General features: G+C 57.7%; 13 protein-coding genes and 1 pseudogene. 5 read left to right on the forward strand and 9 right to left on the reverse strand.

What is annotated here, in order from left to right; all coding sequences use genetic code 11:
* Both RSSM_RS23065 and RSSM_RS23070 read left to right on the forward strand, forming a co-directional pair.
* Window positions 1-554, forward strand: a pseudogene (locus tag RSSM_RS23065) (hypothetical protein); the annotation flags it as partial.
* Between the two features lie 199 nt (window positions 555-753).
* Window positions 754-1,071, forward strand: a complete 318-nt coding sequence (locus tag RSSM_RS23070; RefSeq protein ID WP_008684830.1) for a P-II family nitrogen regulator — start codon at window positions 754-756, stop codon at window positions 1,069-1,071.
* Between the two features lie 668 nt (window positions 1,072-1,739).
* On the opposite strand, the gene RSSM_RS23075 is transcribed toward RSSM_RS23070, so the two are convergent.
* Entirely contained in the window at window positions 1,740-3,011 is a 1,272-nt protein-coding gene (locus RSSM_RS23075; RefSeq protein WP_044303367.1) for a DUF1559 domain-containing protein, read from the reverse strand.
* 432 nt (window positions 3,012-3,443) lie between these two features.
* The gene (locus RSSM_RS23080; protein WP_044303373.1) at window positions 3,444-4,691 is read right to left on the reverse strand and encodes a DUF1559 domain-containing protein; all 1,248 of its coding nucleotides are present in this window, start codon (window positions 4,689-4,691) and stop codon (window positions 3,444-3,446) included.
* A 1,269-nt stretch (window positions 4,692-5,960) separates the two neighbouring features.
* Here RSSM_RS23080 and surE point away from each other — a divergent pair.
* Window positions 5,961-6,722, forward strand: coding sequence for a 5'/3'-nucleotidase SurE (gene surE, locus RSSM_RS23085; RefSeq protein WP_044303374.1), 762 nt, complete (start codon window positions 5,961-5,963; stop codon window positions 6,720-6,722).
* A 398-nt stretch (window positions 6,723-7,120) separates the two neighbouring features.
* Here the strand turns inward: surE and RSSM_RS23090 are convergent, their stop codons facing one another.
* On the reverse strand, window positions 7,121-8,893 hold the full coding sequence (locus RSSM_RS23090) for an endo-1,4-beta-xylanase (RefSeq protein WP_008684845.1): 1,773 nt from the start codon (window positions 8,891-8,893) through the stop codon (window positions 7,121-7,123).
* A gap of 186 nt (window positions 8,894-9,079) precedes the next feature.
* On the opposite strand from RSSM_RS23090, the gene RSSM_RS23095 reads away from it, so the two are divergent.
* Window positions 9,080-10,093: a phosphoribosylaminoimidazolesuccinocarboxamide synthase gene (locus RSSM_RS23095; RefSeq protein WP_081613871.1), complete on the forward strand. Its 1,014-nt coding sequence runs from the start codon at window positions 9,080-9,082 to the stop codon at window positions 10,091-10,093.
* Window positions 10,094-10,198: 105 nt separating this feature from the next.
* Here RSSM_RS23095 and RSSM_RS23100 read toward each other — a convergent pair whose 3' ends face one another.
* From RSSM_RS23100 to RSSM_RS23110, 3 genes are all read right to left on the reverse strand, one after another.
* Window positions 10,199-11,404, reverse strand: coding sequence for an efflux RND transporter periplasmic adaptor subunit (locus RSSM_RS23100; protein ID WP_008684850.1), 1,206 nt, complete (start codon window positions 11,402-11,404; stop codon window positions 10,199-10,201).
* A gap of 24 nt (window positions 11,405-11,428) precedes the next feature.
* A complete protein-coding gene (locus RSSM_RS23105) occupies window positions 11,429-13,792 on the reverse strand; it encodes an ABC transporter permease (RefSeq protein ID WP_008684853.1) in 2,364 nt (787 codons plus the stop codon).
* Window positions 13,793-13,862: 70 nt separating this feature from the next.
* Window positions 13,863-14,576, reverse strand: a complete 714-nt coding sequence (locus RSSM_RS23110; RefSeq protein WP_173403177.1) for an ABC transporter ATP-binding protein — start codon at window positions 14,574-14,576, stop codon at window positions 13,863-13,865.
* A gap of 618 nt (window positions 14,577-15,194) precedes the next feature.
* Here RSSM_RS23110 and RSSM_RS23115 point away from each other — a divergent pair.
* Window positions 15,195-18,845, forward strand: a complete 3,651-nt coding sequence (locus RSSM_RS23115; RefSeq protein ID WP_236621324.1) for a galactose-binding domain-containing protein — start codon at window positions 15,195-15,197, stop codon at window positions 18,843-18,845.
* A 307-nt stretch (window positions 18,846-19,152) separates the two neighbouring features.
* Here the strand turns inward: RSSM_RS23115 and rlmN are convergent, their stop codons facing one another.
* The 3 genes from rlmN to RSSM_RS23130 all read right to left on the reverse strand — a co-directional run bounded on the left by rlmN (window position 19,153) and on the right by RSSM_RS23130 (window position 22,221).
* On the reverse strand, window positions 19,153-20,304 hold the full coding sequence (rlmN, locus tag RSSM_RS23120) for a 23S rRNA (adenine(2503)-C(2))-methyltransferase RlmN (RefSeq protein WP_008684862.1): 1,152 nt from the start codon (window positions 20,302-20,304) through the stop codon (window positions 19,153-19,155).
* A 258-nt stretch (window positions 20,305-20,562) separates the two neighbouring features.
* On the reverse strand, window positions 20,563-20,721 hold the full coding sequence (locus RSSM_RS33915) for a hypothetical protein (RefSeq protein WP_160168169.1): 159 nt from the start codon (window positions 20,719-20,721) through the stop codon (window positions 20,563-20,565).
* Between the two features lie 273 nt (window positions 20,722-20,994).
* The gene (locus RSSM_RS23130; RefSeq protein WP_008684866.1) at window positions 20,995-22,221 is read right to left on the reverse strand and encodes a DUF1559 domain-containing protein; all 1,227 of its coding nucleotides are present in this window, start codon (window positions 22,219-22,221) and stop codon (window positions 20,995-20,997) included.
* Between the last annotated feature and the right edge of the window lie 301 nt (window positions 22,222-22,522).

The following is a 22,522-nucleotide window of genomic DNA, read 5'->3' on the forward strand; positions in this document are numbered from 1 at the left end:
ATGGGCGGCGGCGATGGGTGGGTATGGGCGGCGGCATGGGAGGAGGCGGCGGCCAAGCCATGGGCGGCGGTGGCGGTATGGGCGGTGGTATGGGCGGTGGGCGATGGGAGGCGGGCATGGGCGGCATGGGTGGCGGAATGGGCGGTGGCATGTTCACCGTGCCTGCCGGTCGTGTTCAAAAGGTGGCCCTCAATACCGTTTGCCTCGAACACGGAAAACCCGACCCGAACCCGAAAATGAAATACGCGATCGTGCCGCTCGAACAAGTCACGAAGGACCCCGCCGTCGCACTGCTTTGCCAGGCCCTCGGCAACGGCCAGGTCGCCCAGAACACCGCACAAGCCGCTGCGTGGAACCTGATGGACGGTTTGAGCTGGGAAGAGTTGGCTCGGAAGAACCGCGTCGAGAGCCGCTACACCGGCAACATCCGCTTCTTCTCGCCGCTGGAACTCCGAGCCGCGATGGCCGTCGTTGCGGAAGCTCGCCGGATCGCTTCCGAAGAGATGCCCGCATCGGAGAGCGAGTCGGAATCTGGCGATCACTCGACGTCCTGATCGCAGAACATCGTTAAACCACGAACGTGGCCCGTCGCCATCGAGCGGCCGGCCACGTTTTTTGTTGCGCGTCCGACCTGCCGAGGTTTGGCGGTCGGATGAATGAAACTTTCGCCCAGGATTGCGTGTTTCGGCCGCTTGTGGTGCAATCGTCGGATCCGGGCTAAGCGACCGTTTCAACTCTCTCACGCACCCGCTCATGATTCTAGTTCAAGCGATCATTCAGCCGATTCGATTGTCGACCGTGCGGACCGCGTTGCAGGACGCGGGCTACCCGGAAACGATGGTCAGCGACGCGTTGGGATACGGCCGGCAAAGGGGCCAAACAGCAACTTTTCGCGGTAACGAGTACCGGATCGATTTGCTGCGAAAGGTGATCTTGGAATTGGTCGTCGATGACGATCAGGTCGACGAGGTGATCAGCATCATCCAGTCCTCCTCAAAGACCGGCACCCAAGGCGAGATCGGAGACGGCAAAATTTTTACACTGCCGGTCGCCGAAGCCATCACGATCTAAAGCCGCGATCGACAACCCAAGAGTATTCACGAGCGGCATCTGACGCGAAAGAGTGTCCCTACCCCCGCTCACTTTCCCCCGGGAGGTTTTAGCGAAGTGACCACCGCCTGAATGGAGAGCAAAGTTTGGCTCCGCGCTCGAAGTTGGTCGCAGATTCATTAAATCGGTTCGCTGCGACCACCTTCGGGGGCGGTCAGAACTCATTGTGATCGATCTCCCCAAGTGCGCTGACGCGACCTGGGGCTAATGGCTTGAAATCCCTCTGGGATGAACACCGACCTATGGCAATAGACAGCACTCACCCTCTTCCCCTCGCCGCCTCATTGCAGTCGCGAACGTTTGAACGCTGACACGCAATGACGCGGAGCACCGGATAGCCTCAAGCACCGACTCTCTGCGAATCTGCGATTAGCCCCGGACCAACACCAGACACGACCTAAACGAACAAAACGCACCTGTCACTTTTTGCCGCCTCAAGCGTCATCACCTCCAACCTCCCGGAAGGAGGAACCGTGGCGTTGCTACTCAGGAAAAGGGGGCACACGCAATGTGTTCGTGCTGTGGGTGTCTTGCGGGGTCTCGGTCTTGGAAAGACCGGGCTACGTGGGTTGAGCGGCCGAAGGGCATTAGAGGAAATGCTTGCTTCGGCTTAGTGATCTTGTTTGCTTCTAAAACTCGGCGTCGATCACTTCTTTGGACGCTTTCGTTCCCAGTTTGCCCCACAGACCGTAGGGGCTTTGTGATCCGGCGGGTAAGCCTGCGTTGGTCAGGTTGATCATCGCAACCATCGGGCTGGTTTGTGTTCCTGCTTCGATCGAATCGGTGATGAATTTCACGGCGCCGTCACCCATCAAGACGTGGCAGCCTCCTTGGTGTCGACTGCTCGGAGGCATCAACCCGTAACGCTTGTCCGTGGTGGCTGTGGCGACGATCGTATCGGAACTGTGGTCGTAGGCTCCTTCGCTGGTCACGCAGGCGGCCGAGTTTGGTGGGCTGATTGTCATCATGCCTGTGTAGACCGGGTTGCCGTCGGCCCATCGATAACCCCGGGCGATGCTGCCGGTCGCGATCAGCGTCACGCCGCTTTCGGCCCAGAACTGAGGCCGTGTTGAATTGACAAATGTGGCTTCACCACAGGCCGACGGATCCAGCGTCAAAGCCGCGGTCGTGCCGCTGAGGCGAGGGTTCGTGCGGATGTCGCGGTCGCCGAGGTCCGTCGTGATTTCGCCCATCATGATCGTATTGGCGAGACCGTCGAGGATGTCGCGGAACATCGCCTTCTGCCGTGGAACGAATACGCCGCGGCAGTTCGCACGTGCCATCTGATAGACATTGGAGTCTTTCTTGTACAGCGTTCGGCTGGTCGGTCCGTCGGTCGATGAAACAATGCTATCGCCGAGGCAAACGGCGTAGTTGGTTCGGCCCGCCGATGGCACCCCTGTGCCGGGATCGCTCGGGCAGCGGAGGGTTGGAAGCTCTTCGCTCCACGGACCATAGCTCGTGTCATCGGTGGTTCCGTTGCTGACGCCTCCGTCCGGTGAAGGACCCATCGCCGGATAGAGCGTGCCAGTGGTGCCGTTCTTGTTTGGCGCGTTGGGGTTGCTGATTTGTTCCCAGAGAGCCTGTGCTTCAACGAAAGGCAACAACCCCACTAACGCACTGAGCTCTTCGCCGTTTGCGTTGACGTTGGGCGTGTCCCATGCCGTGGCAACGCTCAGTCCGGTGCCACCCTTTTGAATCGGAAGTTGGTTGTAGGCGGAATGGTAGTTGTGGATCCCCAATCCGATTTGTTTGAAGTTGTTACTGCAACTCATCCGGCGTGCCGCTTCCCGGGCGGCTTGAACCGCGGGGAGCAGCAGGCCGACCAAGACTCCAATGATGGCGATCACCACCAGCAACTCAACAAGGGTAAAGCCACGACGGGCGTTTCGCGTATTCATCGTATTCACTCACTCAGCAGAAGGACGAGAATGCCCGATACAGGATCGTCTCGGGCGTGTAGTGAGTGATAAACACCGGTACCGTATAAAGGCTCTTGCGAGTTTGTCCAACGGTCATGTGATTTCAGTACGAGGTTGCTCGAAACGACCGGCGGCGTGATTGATCGACGAGCGTCAGTGCTCAGTTTGCTCCTTCTGCTGGGGCAGATGTTGCATCGTACGAGGCAGTTGGGGCTTTGTCGTTTCCAGCGACGCGCATGAAAAAACGCTGCGGTCGCTTTTGCTGACCACAGCGTTTTGAGTTGAGTGCCGAACGGAAGCTTGATTAGTTGGTCGGCGCTAACCGTGGTTGTGAATCAGCCACGGCGAACGTCCGACGGAACATCGATTGATCATGCTTACCAGATCAGTTCTAGGAAACGTGAGATTCGATTAGAACTCGGAATCGATGACTTCCTTCGAAGCCTTCGTTCCCAACTTGCCCCACAAGCCATACGGGCTTTGCGAGCCAGACGCGAGTCCGGTGTCGCTGGTGTGGATTCGAGCGACCATCGGGCTGGTTTGCGTTCCCGCTTCAATCGAGTCAGTGATGAACTTGACCGCGCCGTCACCCATCAGGACGTGGCATCCGCCTTGGTGGCGGCTACCGGCAGGCATCAAACCGTATCGTTTGTCTGCCGACGCGGTCGCGATGATACCGCTGCCGTCATACATGCCTTCGTCAGCGACGCAGGCGGCGCTGTTGGGTGGGCTGATGGTCATCATGCCCGAGTAGACGGGGTTGCCGTCGGCCCATCGAAAACCACGACCGATGCTGCCGGTATTGATCAACGCTACCCCGGAGGTGGCCCAGAACTGAGGCCGGGTCGCGTCGACGGTGGATGCGTCGCCGCACAGAGCTGGATTGGCAACGATTGTCGCGGTGGTTCCGATCGCGTTCGGGTTGGTGCGGATGTCACGGTCGCCCAGGTCCGTCACGATCTCGCCCATCATGATTGTGTTGGCGAGGCCGTCGAGGATGTCACGGAATTTGGCCTTTTGCCGCGGGACGAAGACACCACGGCAGTTAGCACGAGCCATTTGTCCGGCGTTCGAGTTCTTCTTGTTGAGCGTGCTCGTGGTCGGTCCGTCGGTCGACGAAACGATGCTGTCACCGAGGCTGGCGGCGTAGTTGGTTCGTCCGGCGGCGGGAAGCCCGGTTCCCGGATCGCTCGGGCAACGCAGGAACGGTAGCTCCTCGTTCCATGGTCCGTAGTTTCCGTTGCCCGTGCCGTTGTCCGGCGTCGGCCCCATTGCCGGCCAAATGCCTGCGGAGCCGTCTTTGTTCGGCGCATTCGGGTTAGCGATTTGTTCCCACAACGCTTGGGCTTCTACGAATGGGAGCACGCCGACGAGCGCACTGAGTTCTTCGCAGTTGCCTTGCGTGTTGGACAGGTCCCAGCTTGCGTTGGGGTAAAGTCCGGTGCCCGCCTTTTGGATCGGCAGTTGGTTGTATGCCGAGTGGTAGTTGTGGATTCCGAGTCCCAACTGTTTGAAGTTATTACTGCAGCTCATCCGACGAGCGGCTTCACGTGCTGCCTGGACGGCAGGCAACAACAATCCAACGAGAACACCGATGATGGCGATCACGACTAACAGCTCGACCAAAGTGAATGCAGATCGAGTTTCCGACTTCTTCATATTGTCTCTTTCAAAGTGTTCGTGTGACGTGAGCGTCGACAAAATGGAACCGACGACGAAACTAATAAACAAGAGACTCTAGGAATTGTCTTCCCTCAATTCTGAAATTTTGTCGAAAACGGTTCTCTAGTGCCAAGGCTGTCACCTCTACAGGGGAGTGGTTTGTGCGCGTTGGTTTATAGCGACGAGCAACCGAACTAAGGTCTTATATGTTGCAATATTCATAACACTCTTGAGTCCTTCATGTTTGAAGGGTTTGTTGGCTTGGGGTTCATGAGTTCTAGGCATCGCGTTCACAAGATCTCAACATTTATCCGAGCATTGCTCCGTCGATCGACGTTCGTGGCGGGTTATCGGGCTGTTGATTTATTCGTCTAACGGGCAGCCAAAGGCGACCTGCTTGCTGCTGCACGTCGCCTACGGCTACCGGTTAAACGAAAGCAGGTTGACTCTTGAATAAATCAACAGCCCGTTATGCGCGAACCGTTGCAAACGCCAAGCTTTTCGTGCTTTTCTCGTCAAGAAGGAATGTGATTGGTTCTTGAGCTTCCCTTGGAACGATGTGGCTGAGTGGCTTTAGGGATGCACAGGGGCTGCATTAGGGCGGGGATGTTTGTGTTCGGTTTGTAACACTTGTATCAATGCTTTATTGCCGTTGGGCGTGAGGCGTTCTTAATGGTGTATCAAGGGATGATAGGATCGCGTTGCGGACGAAGATGGTGGCCGGCGAATTGTTAAGAACTGCAACGTTCGATGAGGTGGGGGACCACCGGGGCTAAGGATTGTGGGCGTGCCTTTGCGAGTGGTGTTCGGATTGGTTCGTAAGTCATTGAGGAACGGCACTGGTCTTATAAGTGTGGCTCTTATGTGCAGGTGTTGTGGTAGCCGGGGGGGAGGAGGAACGTTTGTGACCTGCGTCCTTTTCTGTTGTTAGTGGCGTCTCGCACCCGCGGTGTTGGTTTGCTAGGGCGTGGATCTTGCCACGTGGAGGTTTGGCTCGCCGTGCCGAGTTGGTTCTCTGTTGGTTCGGTGACCCGAGTGAACGATTGCGTGGGTGTGGAGGGGGACACCCATACGACGATGGATCCTTTGAAGCGTGCCTCCGCCGCGGTGCCGGGCGATGGGTTCCCGAACGGGACGCAATGGTGTGAAATGGGGGGGAGGTAGGAGGCGTGTTGTGGTGAACAGATGGGCTGCGCCGCAACCCGATTGCAACTTTCTTTTCCCCTGAGCGACGCCACGGGCGTTACGAAAGACGAACGGACTGCGATGAGGATACTGTTAACAAACGACGACGGAGTTTACGCGCCTGGGTTGGCCGCGTTGGGGCATCAGTTGCGACACCTCGGGGAGGTGATCGTGGTCGCCCCAGCGACGGAGCAAAGTGGGGTGGGGCATTCGATTACCTATCTAACCCCGTTGGTGCCTAAGTCGATTCACCGCGAAGGACGCCATTGGGCGTGGGCGGTCGAAGGGTCTCCTGCCGATTGTGTGAAGCTCGCTCTTGCCGAACTCTTCGCAGATGAACCGATCGACTTGGTCGTCAGTGGGATCAACAGCGGATTGAATGCCGGGATCAATGTGTTGTATTCAGGCACTGTTGCCGCGGCGATCGAAGGTGCGTTTTTCGGAGTGACGAGTGTCGCCGTTTCTCTCGAGCATGATGAGGACGCCGATTTCGACGCGGCGGCTGTGATCGCCCGGAACGTGATCGGTCAGTTGATCCGTCACGACGAATGTGAGGGCGGTCTGTTCAATCTCAACATCCCGACCGCGGCCACGAAGACGACGAGCGAGGTGAAAGTCGTCCCGATGGGGCTGGCCCAATACGGCCGGCGATATGAAAAACGGCAGGATCCCGGCGGACGCGATTATTACTGGGCGTTGTGGACCGAACCGACCAAGGCCCCGGCGGAGATGACGGACCTAACGCAGCTTCGCGAAGGGAAGATTACGCTGACCCCGCTGCATTTCAATCTGACCCGCAACGACCTGCTAGAGAAAATGAACGACTGGCAGATCCGGAGCTGATTCGCGGGGTGCAACGGCACGCGTGAGATGCCGTTTTCATTTTTGCTAAGTGGCCAGCGATTGGAGCGTTCTTAGAGCCGATGTCGCCGATGTCGCGAGACTTCGGTGGTCTGAATTCCGGCGAATCCAGCTACGCGTTCGTGTCGGCTCACTTTTCCGGTAGTGGATCTTGTCAAAGATCCTCATGCAGCAGGATCTTTGACGAGATCCACCACGGTGTTCCGGAATGCTAAGAAACTAGCGGTGCGTCATCGCGTCGTTTTCGGTAGGACGCGTGGATCACCGAAAGTCTCGGCGACTTTCGCTACGCCCTTGAACCCTTCTGCTTGATCGTGACGCACCAATAGCACGAGTGCGCGCTTGCGGGTTGATGATTGATCCAGATCGGTTGCTGGAGTCTACATCAGGAGTTCTTCTCGGAGCTTGGTTAGATACGGCAGCATGGGGCGGGGGTTGCCGTTGCTGTCGATCACGCCGGCGTGGGGCATGACGTGAGGTGCCCGGTCGGACGCGCCATCCCAGACGACTGCGTGAACGATTTGTTTGGCGAGCAGAGTTTCGATCAATGGCTTGGCGAACTCGTGTTGCTGACGCGCCCACAACTCCGCTTGGTTGTTAATCGACGGGCTGAGTGAAACCGGGCTGGTTTGCAATCGGGCGGCCGGATCGTTTCCCGGCGCCGCGGGGATCGAGAGCTGCACGAGTAACGGAGCGTTGAGCGTTCCCCAGCGATCGATTAATTGGGCGAACTCGAGAGCTGACCGCGGATGGGTTTCGCCGTGATCGTATCCAAAGCGAAAGTTCAACCCGATGCCGGCCAGGCCCAGGCCGCTGCGCAGCAGTGCGTCCGCGAAATGGATTGGTGAAATACCGTCGGCGTGTCGGGCGAGGTATTCACCGCACGGTTGTTCGATCGACATGATGACGGGCGTCGTCGGGTCGCACCGGCGGATTGTTTGCAGCACGCCGATCGAAAAACGCATCACCTGTTCATCGTCGAGCCGCAACGGGCCGCTGAGGTTCAACCCCGAGGCCGCGTTCCAAAGATGCACCTGGCCGCGGAATTGGTTCACGGTGGCTTCGACGAACTGAGTCATGGACGACAATAACTTTTCAAAATCGTTGTCCATTAGCGTCAGCCAATCCGGCAGCAACCCTTCGCGGTGGTCGATCACCGGGCCGCCGATCACTCGCATCCCGAGGCTGGCGCATTCGTCGAGGATTTTGGAAACCTCGGTGAAGTCGGGCGTGCCGGAGGCGTCTTCGATGTCACCCCAACTGATGCGAACGGCGGCGGCGTTGAATGCGGGGACGATGCCGTTGTCGATCACGGACGTGGGTTCGCCAAATCCGGCGACCGCGTTGGCTAGCGTTGCGGTCGAGCCTGGTTTATTGCCGCCGGGGGCAGTTCCTCCCGATGGGATTGGCCCGGCCGGCGAGATTGGCCGTCCGGAAGAGGAACCGTTCGCAGCACAGCAGGCTTCCGGGGATACGCCGACCGCCATCATCGTGCTCAGTCGAGGTTCTCGTGACCGGCGAAACGCGAGCGATTGTGACGAGAACAGTTCGCCCAACTCGCTCGACGCTTTCTCCAAAATCGTGATCGCTCGGATCGCCGACTTGGCGGATTCCTTCTCCGCATCGAGACTCGCCGAAACGAGGCTCGCTCCGCTGTGTGGATTCACGCTCGCTGATTTCGGCTGCAGTGCGTCCAAAAAGTGTCGCGTTCCCTCGGCGAGCAGTTCTTCGAAGTGCTCGTTAAGCGAAAGGCCGCCGCGTTGCCACGTATCGGCCTGAGTTCGCACGCGATAACAGCAACCACGTGCCAGTTCGACGATCAAGCGGTGAGGTGCGTCGAGGCAGCGAAGCGAACACGTCGTCAGGACGCGGTATCCGATTCCTTCGACGGGACACGTGATCAGCAGTTTCGCCGACGTCGCGACGCTGCGGGTGAGAGTCAAACGGCCGCCCGCGTTTCCCGATTTCGCGAAACCCTCGGGCAGTTCACTCGGCGACGAAACCGGGCCACTCGCCTGCGAGTTGTCGGGGTGAAAAATGTTACGGGTTTGCCACGGCACGCCCTCGATGCCACACAGATAGGCATCGTTCCAGCGGCATTGGTGGAAGAACTCTGCTGCCGCATCGGAAACATGGAAGTGCATTTGACCCATGGCTGTCAAATTTCTCTGTACCGTGTGCGGGGATCGAAAAGGGTAGACAACGTGACACTATCTCACCACTGTTTGACTTTATGTTAGTCGGTTCGCTCTCGCCCTGCGAGACGGGCCACGCCTGCGGATCGTTTCAATCCCGGGCCTGATCTGTTCAAACTCGGTTCGCTGTGCCAAATTTGGGAGATGAACATGCACTCCGACCCCCAGAACGCCCCGCAATCACCCGCCCCCCAGTCTGCCGCCCCCTCGTCAAGCGACGCTCTCCCTGAGCCATATCGGTTTGACGACGCCGGTGCGTTGCTGGAGACCCATCTGCCGTTTCCCCGCCGCCAGGGCAAAGTGCGCGATGTTTACGACCTCGGCGACACCCTGATGATCGTCAGTTCGGACCGGATCAGCGCGTTCGACTACATTTTGCCCTCGGGAATTCCGGGCAAAGGCGAGTTGTTGACCTCGATGAGCCGGTTTTGGTTCGATGCGATCGACTCGGGAGAAATCGGCGGCCGGCTGAGCGAATCGGGCAGTCCGTTGGCACACCATCTGATCAGTACCGACGTTCCCGAGGTGGTTGCCAATGTCGTCGATCCGACACCGCTGCAGGGACGGATTATGGTGACACGAAAGGCCGAGGTGGTTCCGTTCGAATGCGTCGTCCGGGGCTATCTCGAGGGCAGTGGTTGGCGAGCGTACCAGCAGTCGGGAGAAATCTGCGGAGTCCGACTTCCCGAGGGCCTGCGACAGTGTGAACAGCTCGAATCGCCAATTTTCACGCCGTCGACCAAAGCCGAGGAAGGCCACGACGAAAACGTGCCGTTCGACGTGATGGTCGCAGACCTCGGCAACGAAACGGCCGAGCAACTCCGGCAGATGAGTCTGACCATCTATGAAGACGCGGCGAAGCTTGCCTCGCGTCAGGGCGTTTTGATCGCTGACACGAAATTCGAATTCGGATGGTGTGACGGTCGGTTGATTTTGATCGACGAAGTTTTGACGCCCGATAGTTCTCGTTTCTGGGCCGCGGACGAATACAAGCCCGGCCAGGCACAGCGATCGTTTGACAAGCAGTTCGTCCGCGAATGGCTGCACGCATCGGACTGGGATCGCGACAGCGTACCACCGCCGCTGCCGAAAGAGATTGTCGAGAAAACAACGGAACGTTATCGCGAAGGTGCGAAACGACTGCGCGGTGAGTGGTAACGAAACGGGCGACGTGTGATTTAGTCAGTGAATTAGGGAGTGATTCGATGCGTGGTTATTGGTTGATTCGCATCTTGAACGCACGCCGATCGGTGGTGCGAATCGCTACGGCGCCGACTCGATCTTCACGCGAGTGCCTGGCTGCAATTGATCGCTCGGGTATTCGATCACACGTGCTCCTTCGTCGAGCCCATCGAGGATCTGTGTTTGCTCTTCGTTTTGCAAACCAATTTTGACCGGTGTTAACTCGGCGACGCCGTTGACGATCGCCAGCACATGCCAACGACGATCGTGTCGGAACAACGAACTGTTCGGTACCAGCAAGGCGTTGTCGATTTCGTTGACAGTGATCTTTGCTTCGACGCGATAACCGTCGCCGAGGGCCGCGATACGTTCCAGCGGTTCGTTGAAGTCCGCAATCACGTTCACACGTTGTTCTTCGACACCGAGCGATGAGACCTTGGTGAACGCACCCGGCTCGACAACGCGAACGTTCGCACGCAGCGGCGTAGTGCCTCCCCAGTGTTCGATCGTTAACTCGGCACCGGTTTGAATCCGTACCGCATCGGTCGACAGCACATCGATCTCGATTTCGAGATTGGACGGATCGCCCAGTTCAATCAGTGGCGTGCCGACGCCGACGACGGTCGAGCTTTCTTGCATCACGCGGAGGACACGTCCGGCAATTGGCGAGAAAATTTCGAACGGTTTTAACGACAGTTGGTCGTCGTCGGTCGAGAATTGATCCAATGCTGCCTTGGCCATCTTCACTTCGAACTTCGCGATCTCGACTTCGAATTCGGCTGTTTCGATTTCCTGTTTCGCCAACAGCCGTTCGGCTTTCGCGATGTCGTATTCTTCCCGTGAGGCGGCACGGTTGTCGGCCAGTTTCTGTGCTCGGATGAATTTGGTTTCGCTCAGGTCAGCGTTGATCCGTGCCTGTTCGACTCGCGAGTTGGCTCGCATCAACGCCGCCTCGGCACTTTGGACCTGCGCGTTCGCTTCCGCTAAAGCACGTTTGTCCAAAATCGCCGGATCGCTCGGCAAGATCACCGCGAGGAGCGTTTTCTCGGTGAGATGATCGCCGGGATTGAGTTCGATCCGAGACAGTCGTCCGGACACCGGAGCCGAGACGGTGTACTTCTCGCGAATGCGGGTCTTGCCGTCTTCCTGGACCGTGACACGCAGCGGACCGGTCTGCACCAATGACGCCTGGACCGTGACCGGTTTCGGGTTGAGCGACAGCACGACGACGATCAACAACGCGATCGCGAGCGTGCCCCACAGCAGTGTCTTCAGTGAAAATCTCATCGAATTGCCAAACGTCCGTGCAATTTATTCCCTCGTTTTTAAGACACCGATTAAGTCCAACTCCGTCACCCGTCGCTGCACCACCCACGCGGAAACCGTCGTCGCCGCGATCACGACAAACGCCGCCATCACAAACGTGCCCCGTTCGATGACCAACGGAATGCGATAGTTGTCTGTATCCAATCCCGCCGTCATCAAACCGGCCAAAGCGTATCCGATCATCCATCCCAACGGGATCGCGGCGATCGTGAACGCGGCGATTTCACCGAGCAAGACGATGGAAACCTCGCCGTTGGTGAACCCAACCACACGCATGGTCGCCAGATCGCGGCTGCGTTCGGACAATGAAATCCGGGCAGTATTGTAGACCACGCCGATCGCAATCACGCCCGCAAAGACGACGATAAACGATCGCATGACCATGATGTTTTCGGCGACCGTCTTCTCAAAACTCTTCATCGCCGCGTCTTTGATCGAGACGCTGCCCACACCCGGACGACGCTGCAACTCCGCGAAGACGGTTTCGATGCGGTTCGCGTCGACCTTCAGGAACGCTCCCGAGGCGACGTTGGATTCTTGCAACGCTTCATGCAATCGTTGCTTGTTCATGTACGCGTTGACGCCCGAATATTCCTCCACGAGGGCCGCGACTTCGATCGTCAGCGTGGGGCGTTTGTCCTCGAGGACTTCCACGATCACAAGGTCGCCGATACGGACGCCGAGGATTTCCGCCAGTTTGGTGTTCAGCATGATTCCGAAATCGGGGACACGCACTGTTTTCTCGTCCGCGTCGAGCAACCGGAACAGGCTCGCGTCCGGTTCGACTCCCATGACTCCGACGCGGCGGGATCGGTTTTGAAAGCGAATGCGTGTCGGGATACTGCGCATCGTCTCGCTCGCCAAAACACCGTCGAGGTTTTGTACCTCGTACATGACCGATTCGGTGGCCGGTTCGACGAACGTGACGGTGAGGTCTTGTCGCTGAGCCAAGCGAAACTGAAAGTCCATCATGTAGTTCATCGCATCGAGCGAAAAGTTGCCGACGATCATGACCGCCACCGCCATCGAGATTCCGACCACCGACAGCGATGCTTTGATCGGACGCCGCGTGATGTTTCGGATCACCATGCGGACTTCCGGCGAGAGCGACCGGGGCGGCAACAACCGTTCGATGAGCGATGGTCGGTAGCTCGGTGGCGGTTCCGGACGCATCGCTTCGGCCGGAGGTAGCAGCACGGCCGATCGCACCGCGAGGTAAGTCCCTATCAGACTGGTCAACGTGGTCAACAGAAACGCCACGGCAACGGAGAGCCAGTCCGGGCGAAATTCCAACGAGGGGAATTTGTAGAACGCATCGTATGCGCCCACCATCGCATCACCCAACAGAAAACCGATCCCGATTCCCAACGTGGTGCCGATCATCGAAATGATCAACACCAAGTTGAAATAGTGGGCACCGATGTCGAAGTTTGAGTAACCGAACGCTTTGAGTGCGGCGATCTGTTCGCGTTGTTGGGTGATGATCCGCGAGATCGCGATGTTCAGCAGGAACGCGGCCACGCCCAAGAAGATCGCCGGCGCCCATATCGCCATCCCACGGAGTTGTGCGAGTTCATCCGACAGGTATTGATGCGAAATCTGTTCGTCGCGGGTGTGACCTCCAACACTGCCGTAGGGTATGAGCAATCGGTCGAGCACATCGACGGTCGTCGCAACGTGGTTGCCATATGCCAGGCGTAAACTGACGCTGTTGAATGCGCCCGCCATGTCGAACGCGGCTTCCAGGTCGTTTTCGCTGACCCAGAAGATACCGAAGCGTTTGTCATCAGGCAGGATCGTTCCCGGTTGTACTTGGATGACGTATTCGGGTGACAAGGCGATTCCGACGATCGACAACTCTTGAACCTTCCCGTTGATGATCGCGCGAACTTGGTCGCCGGGAACAAAGCCGTGAGCGTCGGCAAAGACTTCCGACACGACGACCTCGCCGGTTCGCAGCGGATCGAGCATTCTTCCGCGAGCAATGTAAACCTGATTCAGACGGCTCTGTCCGGAATCAGGGATGCTGATCAGTCGCGCCGTCGCCGGTTCTGACATTTCGGGAACGTCGAGCAAGACATCGTAGACCAAACGCGTGTCCACCGCCGCCACGCCTGGGATCTCTTTCAACCGAGGAATGATCGCGTCGGGGGTCCGGACGGTCGTCGAGAAAACGTCGGCGAAGAGATACTCGTCGTAGAAGCTCTGACGTGTCGCTTCGAGCGATCGGTACGCGCACATCGACATCACGAACGTGGCAACACCGGCCGTGATGACCAACCCGATCGCGGCGGCTTGGCCTCGCAACTGAATCAGATCGCGAATCAGTTTTCGGTCGAGTTTCAACATGGTCGAAACCGATGCGTGGCCCCTTGAGGCGATTCTTGGGGAATTGGGGGACGTCGCAAAAGGCAGCGGTTCACCATTGCAAATCCCGTGCGGTGACCTTCGACGGGTTGTCGGTGACCGAGGCGATCTGCCCGTCTGATAGCGCGATCACTCGGTCGGCCATGTTCGCGATCGAGGCGTTGTGGGTGATGACCGCGGTCGTCGTGCCCAGCTCGCGATTGATTCTCGCGATCGCTTCGAGAACGACGATCCCTGTATGGACATCGAGTGCGCCGGTCGGTTCGTCACACAATAAGACTTTGGGGTTCTTCGCGATGGCTCTCGCGATCGCAACCCGTTGTTGCTCTCCACCGGACAATTGGGCCGGGAAATGGTTCGCCCGTTCGCGAAGCCCGACGATCTCGAGTGCGTCCATTGAGTCGAGTGGCGAGACCGCGATTTCGGTGATCAGTTCGATGTTCTCTTTGGCGGTTAGACTCGGGATCAAGTTGTAGAACTGGAAAACGAATCCGACGTGATCGCGGCGGTATCGCGTCAGCTCCGCGTCGTCACTGGCCGTCAAATCGGTGTCGAGGTAGAGGACTTTTCCGGAAGTCGGCGTGTCCAACCCGCCCAAAATGTTCAGTAGTGTCGATTTGCCACTACCCGACGCACCGAGGAGGACGACGAACTCTCCCTCTATTAGTTCGAGATTCACTCCCCGCAGCGCACGCACCTGAACCTCGCCCATTTGATAGGTTTTGGTCAGGTCGACGGTGCGGAATACGGTGGTTTGTGTGGACATCGGCATACCGCCGACCTCTCATCGTGCGTGTCGGAAACGCTCCATTGTATCCGCGTAGGTGCCGCCACGGGGATGAGACTCCACGCGGACGAAACGCACGACGTTGGCAACGCATAAGACTGATCCGTCGCAGCAACGCAAGTAAGCGGCGGGCGTTGCCACGTATTCTGTTGTCGATGTCTTTGATGGTTTGCGAAGCCTTCGTCGCAACTGCGTATCTCGTTCAGATTTGCCTGTTCCTGTTTGAGGGATCCGCTGTTTTTTCGCGCAGTAACACGGGGTTCCTGACTGTGTTTGGCGCGCTGGCATGTAGGGGAGATGCATCGTCGTGCGCATCAATGCCGAGAACCGTCACGTTCGGAAACCGAGTTCCGAAAAAGGGGGCAAACGTTCTTAGTTGGTGCAAATTGTCGCACGTGAAGATCGTAAGATAAAAGTGGATTGGCGGTGTTTCCTTGTATTGGTTGGGTGGTGATTGATCCCCGGCGTCCGCTAAGATGCCCGCACGTCGCAACGAGGTGCGCGAGGCCGCGACGCTCCCACCCCACTCGCCCTTTCCCACCAAGTTGTCTGACTGTGTTTATGAGTCCGTTCGGCTATCTCGCATTCAACGCAAACATGACCCGTGTTCTTTGCATGCTTTCTGTCTTGGCGGCAATGGGGTGGCAGCATGCCGGGGCCGCCAATGCCGTCGAACGCGTCAAAGGTCAAAACGGCAAAGCGACGACCTACTATGTAGACGCTGTCCGCGGAAACGATTCCTACGCGGGGACGACGATTGCGAAACCCAAAGCGACAATCAGTGCAGCGGCCGAACTCGTGCAGCCGGGCGATGTGGTCCTCGTTCGCGGCGGAACCTATCGAGAGACGGTGCGGGTGCCGCGATCGGGAACGAGCGACGCTCCGATTCGGTTCGGTGCCTATCGCAATGAGAAGGTCATCCTCAGCGGGTGTGATCCGGTCACCGGTTGGGCGCGTTTGGGCAACGGTGACATTTGGAAGGCGAACGCGGGAACCTCGGTATGGGAAAACGGTCGCGGGGAAACGCTCTTTGTCGGCGGTCTTCTGCGTTTCACCGCTCGGGAAAAAGGCGAATACGATCCGTTGGACCTCAGCCGGTGGGGCGTGATCGAAAAGGGAGACCTGACCACGGAAGGCTTCACCGCAAAAGATTTGACCGGCCACGGCGATGATTTCTTCAACGGCGCGAAAGTTCATTTTCATGTCAACGATTGGACGATCGAAACGCGGCGCATCGCTGACTATGAGTCGAAGACCGGAAAAGTCACGTTCGACCGACCGACCAACGGTGTTTCTCAAAAGCAACGTTTTGGCTACATCATCGACTCTTCGATTAAGTTGATCGACGCGCCACGGGAATGGTTTCACCGCGGGGAGCAACTCTATTATCGAACCGCGGCGGGAGAGGACGCCCGAGACCTCGACATCGAAATCCGCCGCCGTGCGTATGCGTTTGACGTTCGCGATCGCAGCCACGTTGTGATCGAGAAATTCACCTTTCGCGGCGTGAGCGTGCACACCAATGACGAGTCCAACTCGAACACGTATCGCGGCAATCGTTTCTACGGCTACGACAAAGATAACGTTGGGCGTTTTCGTCTCGGCGGCAGCGACAATCTCTTTCGCGACAACGAAGTTTCGCAGACGTGGGGCAGTGCGCTGACGATCGGCCACTCACGCAATCGAATCATTAATAACTATTTTCACGATATCGGTTACACCGCGACCGCACGCGTGTTGGCGATGAGCGGCGATTCGCATTTGGTCAGTCATAACACGGTTTCGAAGTTCGCGAGGAGTTTTCTCGACGGATATCCCGACCGCAGTGAATTTGCCTACAACGTTTTCAAAGACGGCGGACGGTTGTCATGGGACACCGGTGTGTTCGACGGCGATGCCGGTCGCGGCAACGGGGGCGGGTGCATCGTTCATCACAACGTTTTCAGCCATTCGCAGCGTAAAGGCATCTACGCGGCGTTCTACGCGGGGACCGATTTGGTCATCCATCACAATATCGTCTACGGCGTTGGCCCGAACACCGTGAGGCACGGCTATCCGAACTTTCTGAAGTATTACCACAACACGTTCATCGGACCGCCTCCGGTTCTCGACACCGACGTCAGCGACCGTGCGGTGCAAATGAGCATCAACAACAATTTGATGTTGGCGACCGAGGATTGCTTCTCTCTCGGTGTCGATTGTCGCGGGAATCACGTCTACAATGCTGGCGATTTCGTGAACCTCGCACAGAATGATTTTCGTTTGTCGGCATCGTCGTCGGCGATCGATTGCGGTGTCGTTTTACCGGGGATCAACGACGGATACCGTGGCGACGCGCCCGACGCGGGGGCACTCGAAGCGGGAGAATCAATGTGGAAAGTCGGCCATGATTTTCGTCATCCTCCGGAACCGAAATACGAGTGGAGGAGCCTTCCGGGAACGAACATTTTTGCCAACGGCCAATTCGGTACTCCGCCTGAAATGATCCCATCCGAATCGGTGACTTCGAAGAGCGATTCGAATTCGGAGAAATGGTTGGTTAAAGGGACACCAACCTATTTCAATGGAAACGCATGGAATCACTTCAACATCGGATTGGCCCGCTACGGCAATCACACCGTGCGTTTGCGTCCCGGCGATTCGATGCGTCGGACCTTTGGCGATCTCAAACCCAACACGACCTATACGGTCGCCGCGAACGTGAAGTTGACCGATCACCGGATGGAATGCAGTGATCCCGATGCGAAGCAGGCTTCGCTGGCTTCCGGGGAACATCGCGGAGTGAAGTACGCCCAAGGTGTTCGGCGCGGGGATTGGTTGCGATTTGACAACGTCGATTTCGGCCCGGCCGAGAAATACAACCAAATGGAGCTGGTTTTTTCGCGTCCCCCGGGCCAGAAAGCAACACAGCCGACGAAAATCGAAATCCGAGTGGGTGACCAGAAAGGCACAACGATCGGAGAGTTCGTCGCACAGGCCAACGTGCACGATAGTTGGTATTCCTCGATCGCAGACATTCCACCTCTCGTCGGCAAGCAAACCGTGTGTTTGGTCGCCGTCAGTGAGAACGCGTCCTCCTTACGTTTGGCGAACATCCGATTGCGGTCATCGGAAATTCCTGCGGAAGGACAATTGACGATCGCCGCTCGGCAGCACGGTGGGAAGGAAGCTACCCGCCGTATCGGTTCGGCCGATTGGATTCCGGGTTATGAGTCGTTGTCGTTCACAACCGGGCACCACGCGACCAGTTTTGAATTGTTGATCGAAAACAACGGATGGTACGACGCCTACCTCGACCGGCTTGCTATTTTTGAATCAACACCACGCGATCCATCCACGAGAGAAAAGTGGTACCGCGCCGCCCCTGTCGACGGCGACTTGGTCGCCAGTGACGGTGAAGTGCGTCGTGGGGTGAACGCGAACGGTTATGAATGGTGGCAGGTTTCGTTTCCACAGGTCGTGACGCCCGGGCGAATCGAGTTGTTCGGTCGCGACTCCAAACGGCTCGATCAACCGAGGTTGATTCGGGTCAGTTTGTGGGAACGTGATCCGGGCATTCAGGGCAAGGTTCACTGGTCGCAGTTACGGAAAACGGATGGAACGTTTTGGCGGAGAGACGGCGTGGTCATCAACGGTGGTGACATCTCCGATGACGCGGCGACCCGACTCGCCAGCGCGCCGACGCGGGTAATTCGCGTCGAATGCATCGGCCAAAAAGGGCTCGGTGAGAAGTCTCTCGGGCTCACCCACGCCCGCGTTTTCTCAGCAACGGACAGGCCGCCGGCGAGCAACGTGGCCCAGGCGGGAATCGCGTCGCAGTCGAGCGATCACTACGTCGTCACCGGAAAAGCCGACCAAGCGATCGACGGTGATATCTTTCCAACGGCCCGCTTCACGACAACGCAATTGTCGAAATCGCCCTGGTGGCAGGTGGAGTTGAAAGAGTCGGTGCCGATCGATCAGATCCGAATCTTCAACCGCAACAGCGCGGCCGACCGGATCAGCACATTCCGCGTTTCGGTGTTTGATACCGATCCGGATCAGGGCGGCAAAGAGTTGTGGGGGCGAGAGTATTCGTACCAACGCGGTGACATCCCGTCGGCCGGATCGCTGATGATCCTCGGCCGCCACAGTGACTCGCATTGCCGCCTCGATTCCGTCCGAGGAGGCACGTTTGTCCGAGTCCAAGAATCGGGAACAGGCATGCTTTCTCTGGTCGAGGTTCAGGTCTGGACCACCCCGCATTGATTTTAGGCTTCAGACCTATCTGATTACTTCAATTTCGGCAGTCTCCCGAGGGTGTCACGGCAACCAACTTTCAAGTTCCGCGACCACCTTCGGAGGCGAATCCTCTTACTGGCAATCGTGTTCCGGTAGAGCTCGCCACGCTCGATCACCGGCTAATTGCTTGAGACGCCTTCGGCGTGAAGAAGTGATGGTGAATCAGCAGGTCACGAAACTTCGGTGGACTGAATTCTGACGAATGCGGCTACGGGGATCGCGTACTGCCAATCGCACAATGCCTCGGCATCGGTTCGTCGTCAAACCCGTAACTCTATTTCGTTTTGCCGCCGCGGTTTCTTCGTAACTGGCCGCACGCGGCGTCGATCTCGTCGCCTTTACGTTGACGGAACATCACGTTCACGCCAGACGATTCCAAGATTTGTTTGAAGCGAGAGATCGATTCCTTGCTCGGCGTTTTGTAAGGCAGCCCTTCGACCGGGTTGTACGGGATGACGTTCATCATCACCGTTCGGCCTCGCAGGACGCGGGTCAGTTCGTGGGCACAGGATTCCGAATCGTTGATTCCGCCTAACAACACGTACTCAAACGTGAGCCGTCGTCCGGAACTTTGGAAGTAGCGGTCGGCTGCCGAGAGTACCGGTTCGATGCCGATCTTTTGATTCACCGGTACCAAGCGACTGCGGAGTTCATCGTTGGGAGCATGCAGACTGACGGCGAGGTTGTAAGGGATCTTCGAGGCGGCGAGCTTGTCGATCGCCGGCGGCAGACCCACGGTGCTGATCGTGATTCGCCGGGGGCTGATGCCGAGCCCGTCGGGATTGCGGGCCACGTCGAGTGCGGCGAGCACGCCGGGCAAGTTCGCGAGCGGTTCGCCCATGCCCATCATCACGATGTGGCTGAGCCGTTCGTCGGCGGGCAAGCGGTGTTGCAGTCGCAGCATTTGTTCGAGGATTTCACCGCGTGTCAAATTGCGGTCGACTCCGTCCAGGCCGCTGGCGCAGAAAACACATCCCATCGCACAGCCGACCTGGCTGCTGACACAGATACTTCGGCGGTCACCGTCGCGAAGCAAAACGCACTCGACCTCACCACCGTCGGCGAGCCGAACGAGAATCTTCTCGGTGCCGTCACGCGAGGTCGAGACGTGCGCTTCGGATGCCTGAAAGATGTCAAACGATTCCGCCAGCTCGGCACGCAACTTCGCAGGCAAATCCGACATTGAATCAAACGATTCGGCCCGTCCGGAATACAGCCATCGCCGGATCTGTTTGGCACGAAACGCCGGATAACCACGCTCGGAGAGCCAATCTTTCAGGGCGTCGTCGGGCAGGTTGAGCAGATGCGCTTTGCGAGGCTGAGCACCGCCTTCGTTACCGTGCTCGGCGGTTTGGTCGCTGTGCTCGGAATTTTGGTCGCTGTGCTCGGAGGTTTGATTGGACGGTAGAACGGGGAGCGAAGTCATAACGGCAGAGCGGGGCAGGGCCAGTGTCGAATAGTGAATCCACTACGATACGCCCTGCCTTGTCAACGCACCAGTCAAAATGCACTTCAGATCGCCCGTTTCCCGTCTTCTCCGGTTCGAATTCACCGTACCTTTGGGCAACGAGACGTTGCAATCCGCCTGAGTTCAACCCGCGGCCACAACCGTCCACGGTTTTTACGTTGATCAGGCGGATGCGTAGGTTGGCTCCTCGCCAACGGCATTGAAGGCCCCGAAGGGCTATTGAACCTCATCCATGGATTCACCGGGATCGGACTGTGGATAGGTTCGTGTTTCCGGATCCGGTTGCACAACCGATGCGCCTTGATCGGCACATCCAGACAGGGTGGCGAGAGATACCAATAGGAACGAGAACAAAGACAATTTCAACAGATGCATGTTTAATCGATGGGTTACGGGGTTACAAAAAGTGATTTGTTTGAGAGAGTCGATTGGTCGAATCATGACTCTCTGGTTGACCGGGGCTGCTAGTGGGTTGAAAGCCAGACCCGGGGGAAAAACGGAAACGCGCATGCGGCCTGCGACGTTAGGATCGTTCGCGACGGCGTTGGTCGCGGTTAGCACGGGACAACGAAAGCCAAAGGCTTAGGGTGAATCAAAACAACGAGTGTTGCAGAGACGTTTCTAGGTCCGGCTAGATTCTAGGTCCGGCTAGAATTCAGAATCGATGACTTCTCGATTCGCTTTCGTGCCGAGGGCTCCCCAAAGACCGTAGGGGCTTGCGACTCCGGCGCGGGCATTGGCTACCGCGCCAGGGGTGACCACTCTCGAGGTTTGATCCCCGGCTTCGATCGAATCGGTAATGAATTTGATCGCACCATCGGCCATCAGAATATGACAGCCGCCCTGGTGTTGGCTGCTCGGCGGCAGCAGGCCTGCACTGCGTGCGACCGTTCCCACGAGGACCGGAGTGTTCGGTGGAAAGATTGTGTTGAATTGCCCGTAGACGCCTTGGCCATTCGCCCATTTGAATCCACGACCTTCGTGACCTTCGGTGAAGACACCGGTTGCGCCCGTCGCCCAGAACTGCGGTCGGGCCGGATCTGTGTCGGCGGTGCGATAGTTACTCGGGTTATCTCGCATCCCAAACCAACCGCTGTTACCACTGCCGGCACGTCGACCAAGGGTACGCACGTTGCGATCACCGAGATCCGTTGCAATCTCACCCATCGCGATCGTGTTCGCCGTCCCATCGAGGATGTCTCGAAAACGCGTGGCGTAGTGCGGTACAAAAACACCGCGTGCACACGCCTGCATGTTAATCGAGCGACTTTGGTTTTCTTGCAGGGCGTTCGACAGCGGGCCACGGTCCATGTTCCAGAACGTATCGCCTGTGCAGCCGACGTAGTTAGTGCGTCCCATAGCGGGCAGGCCCGTGCCGGGATCGCTCGGACAACGGAAGCCCGGGATTTCGGTCATCCAGGGGCGATAGCCGTCGTTCGGTGTGCCTTCCAAGGTGGGTGTTGGTCCCATCGAGGGCCACGGCGGTGTGCGTGCCACGGTGGGGGCGTTGAGGTCGAACACGCTCGGGTTGGAAATCTCCTCCCAAATGGCCTGTTGTTCAATGAAGGGCGTCAGGCTCACGAGAACACTCAACTGCATGAGGTTGGCGACCGTTGATTCATCGAATTGCCCATCGCCTGTGAAGCCACCGGGCACCGTCCCATTTTGAATCATGGGCAGTTGATTGTAGGCAGAGTGATAGTTGTGAAGGGCGAGGCCGATCTGTTTAAAGTTGTTGCTGCAGCTCATCCGACGAGCCGCTTCGCGTGCCGCTTGAACTGCGGGCAGGAGCAGCCCGACGAGCACGCCAATGATTGCGATCACGACCAATAGCTCGACCAAGGTGAATCCTTGGGACGACTTTCGAATACTCATCTCTCATTCCTCGTAATAGAAAAGTGCATGCTCTGCACCACGGCGCAGAGCGATAAGGAAACGCGGTGAATGAAACGCAAAGAGTCGTGCGGCATGCATCGAAAAAGTATCGAGCAGGCATCGTGAACACGTATGTTGCCACTGCCCGACCGAATCGACGCAGTTCATTCGCGAGAGTTCGATCACTGCTGAATTGCTGCCACACGCATCGCTGCGTCGTGTTGAGACATCATGAAGGAACCGCCGATGCCTCAAAGGACGATGGAGTTCCTATGTAAGAATGTTGACGGGGCAGTGTTTC

The organism is Aporhodopirellula sallentina SM41, from assembly GCF_000346505.1.
Lineage (GTDB): Bacteria > Planctomycetota > Planctomycetia > Pirellulales > Pirellulaceae > Rhodopirellula > Rhodopirellula sallentina.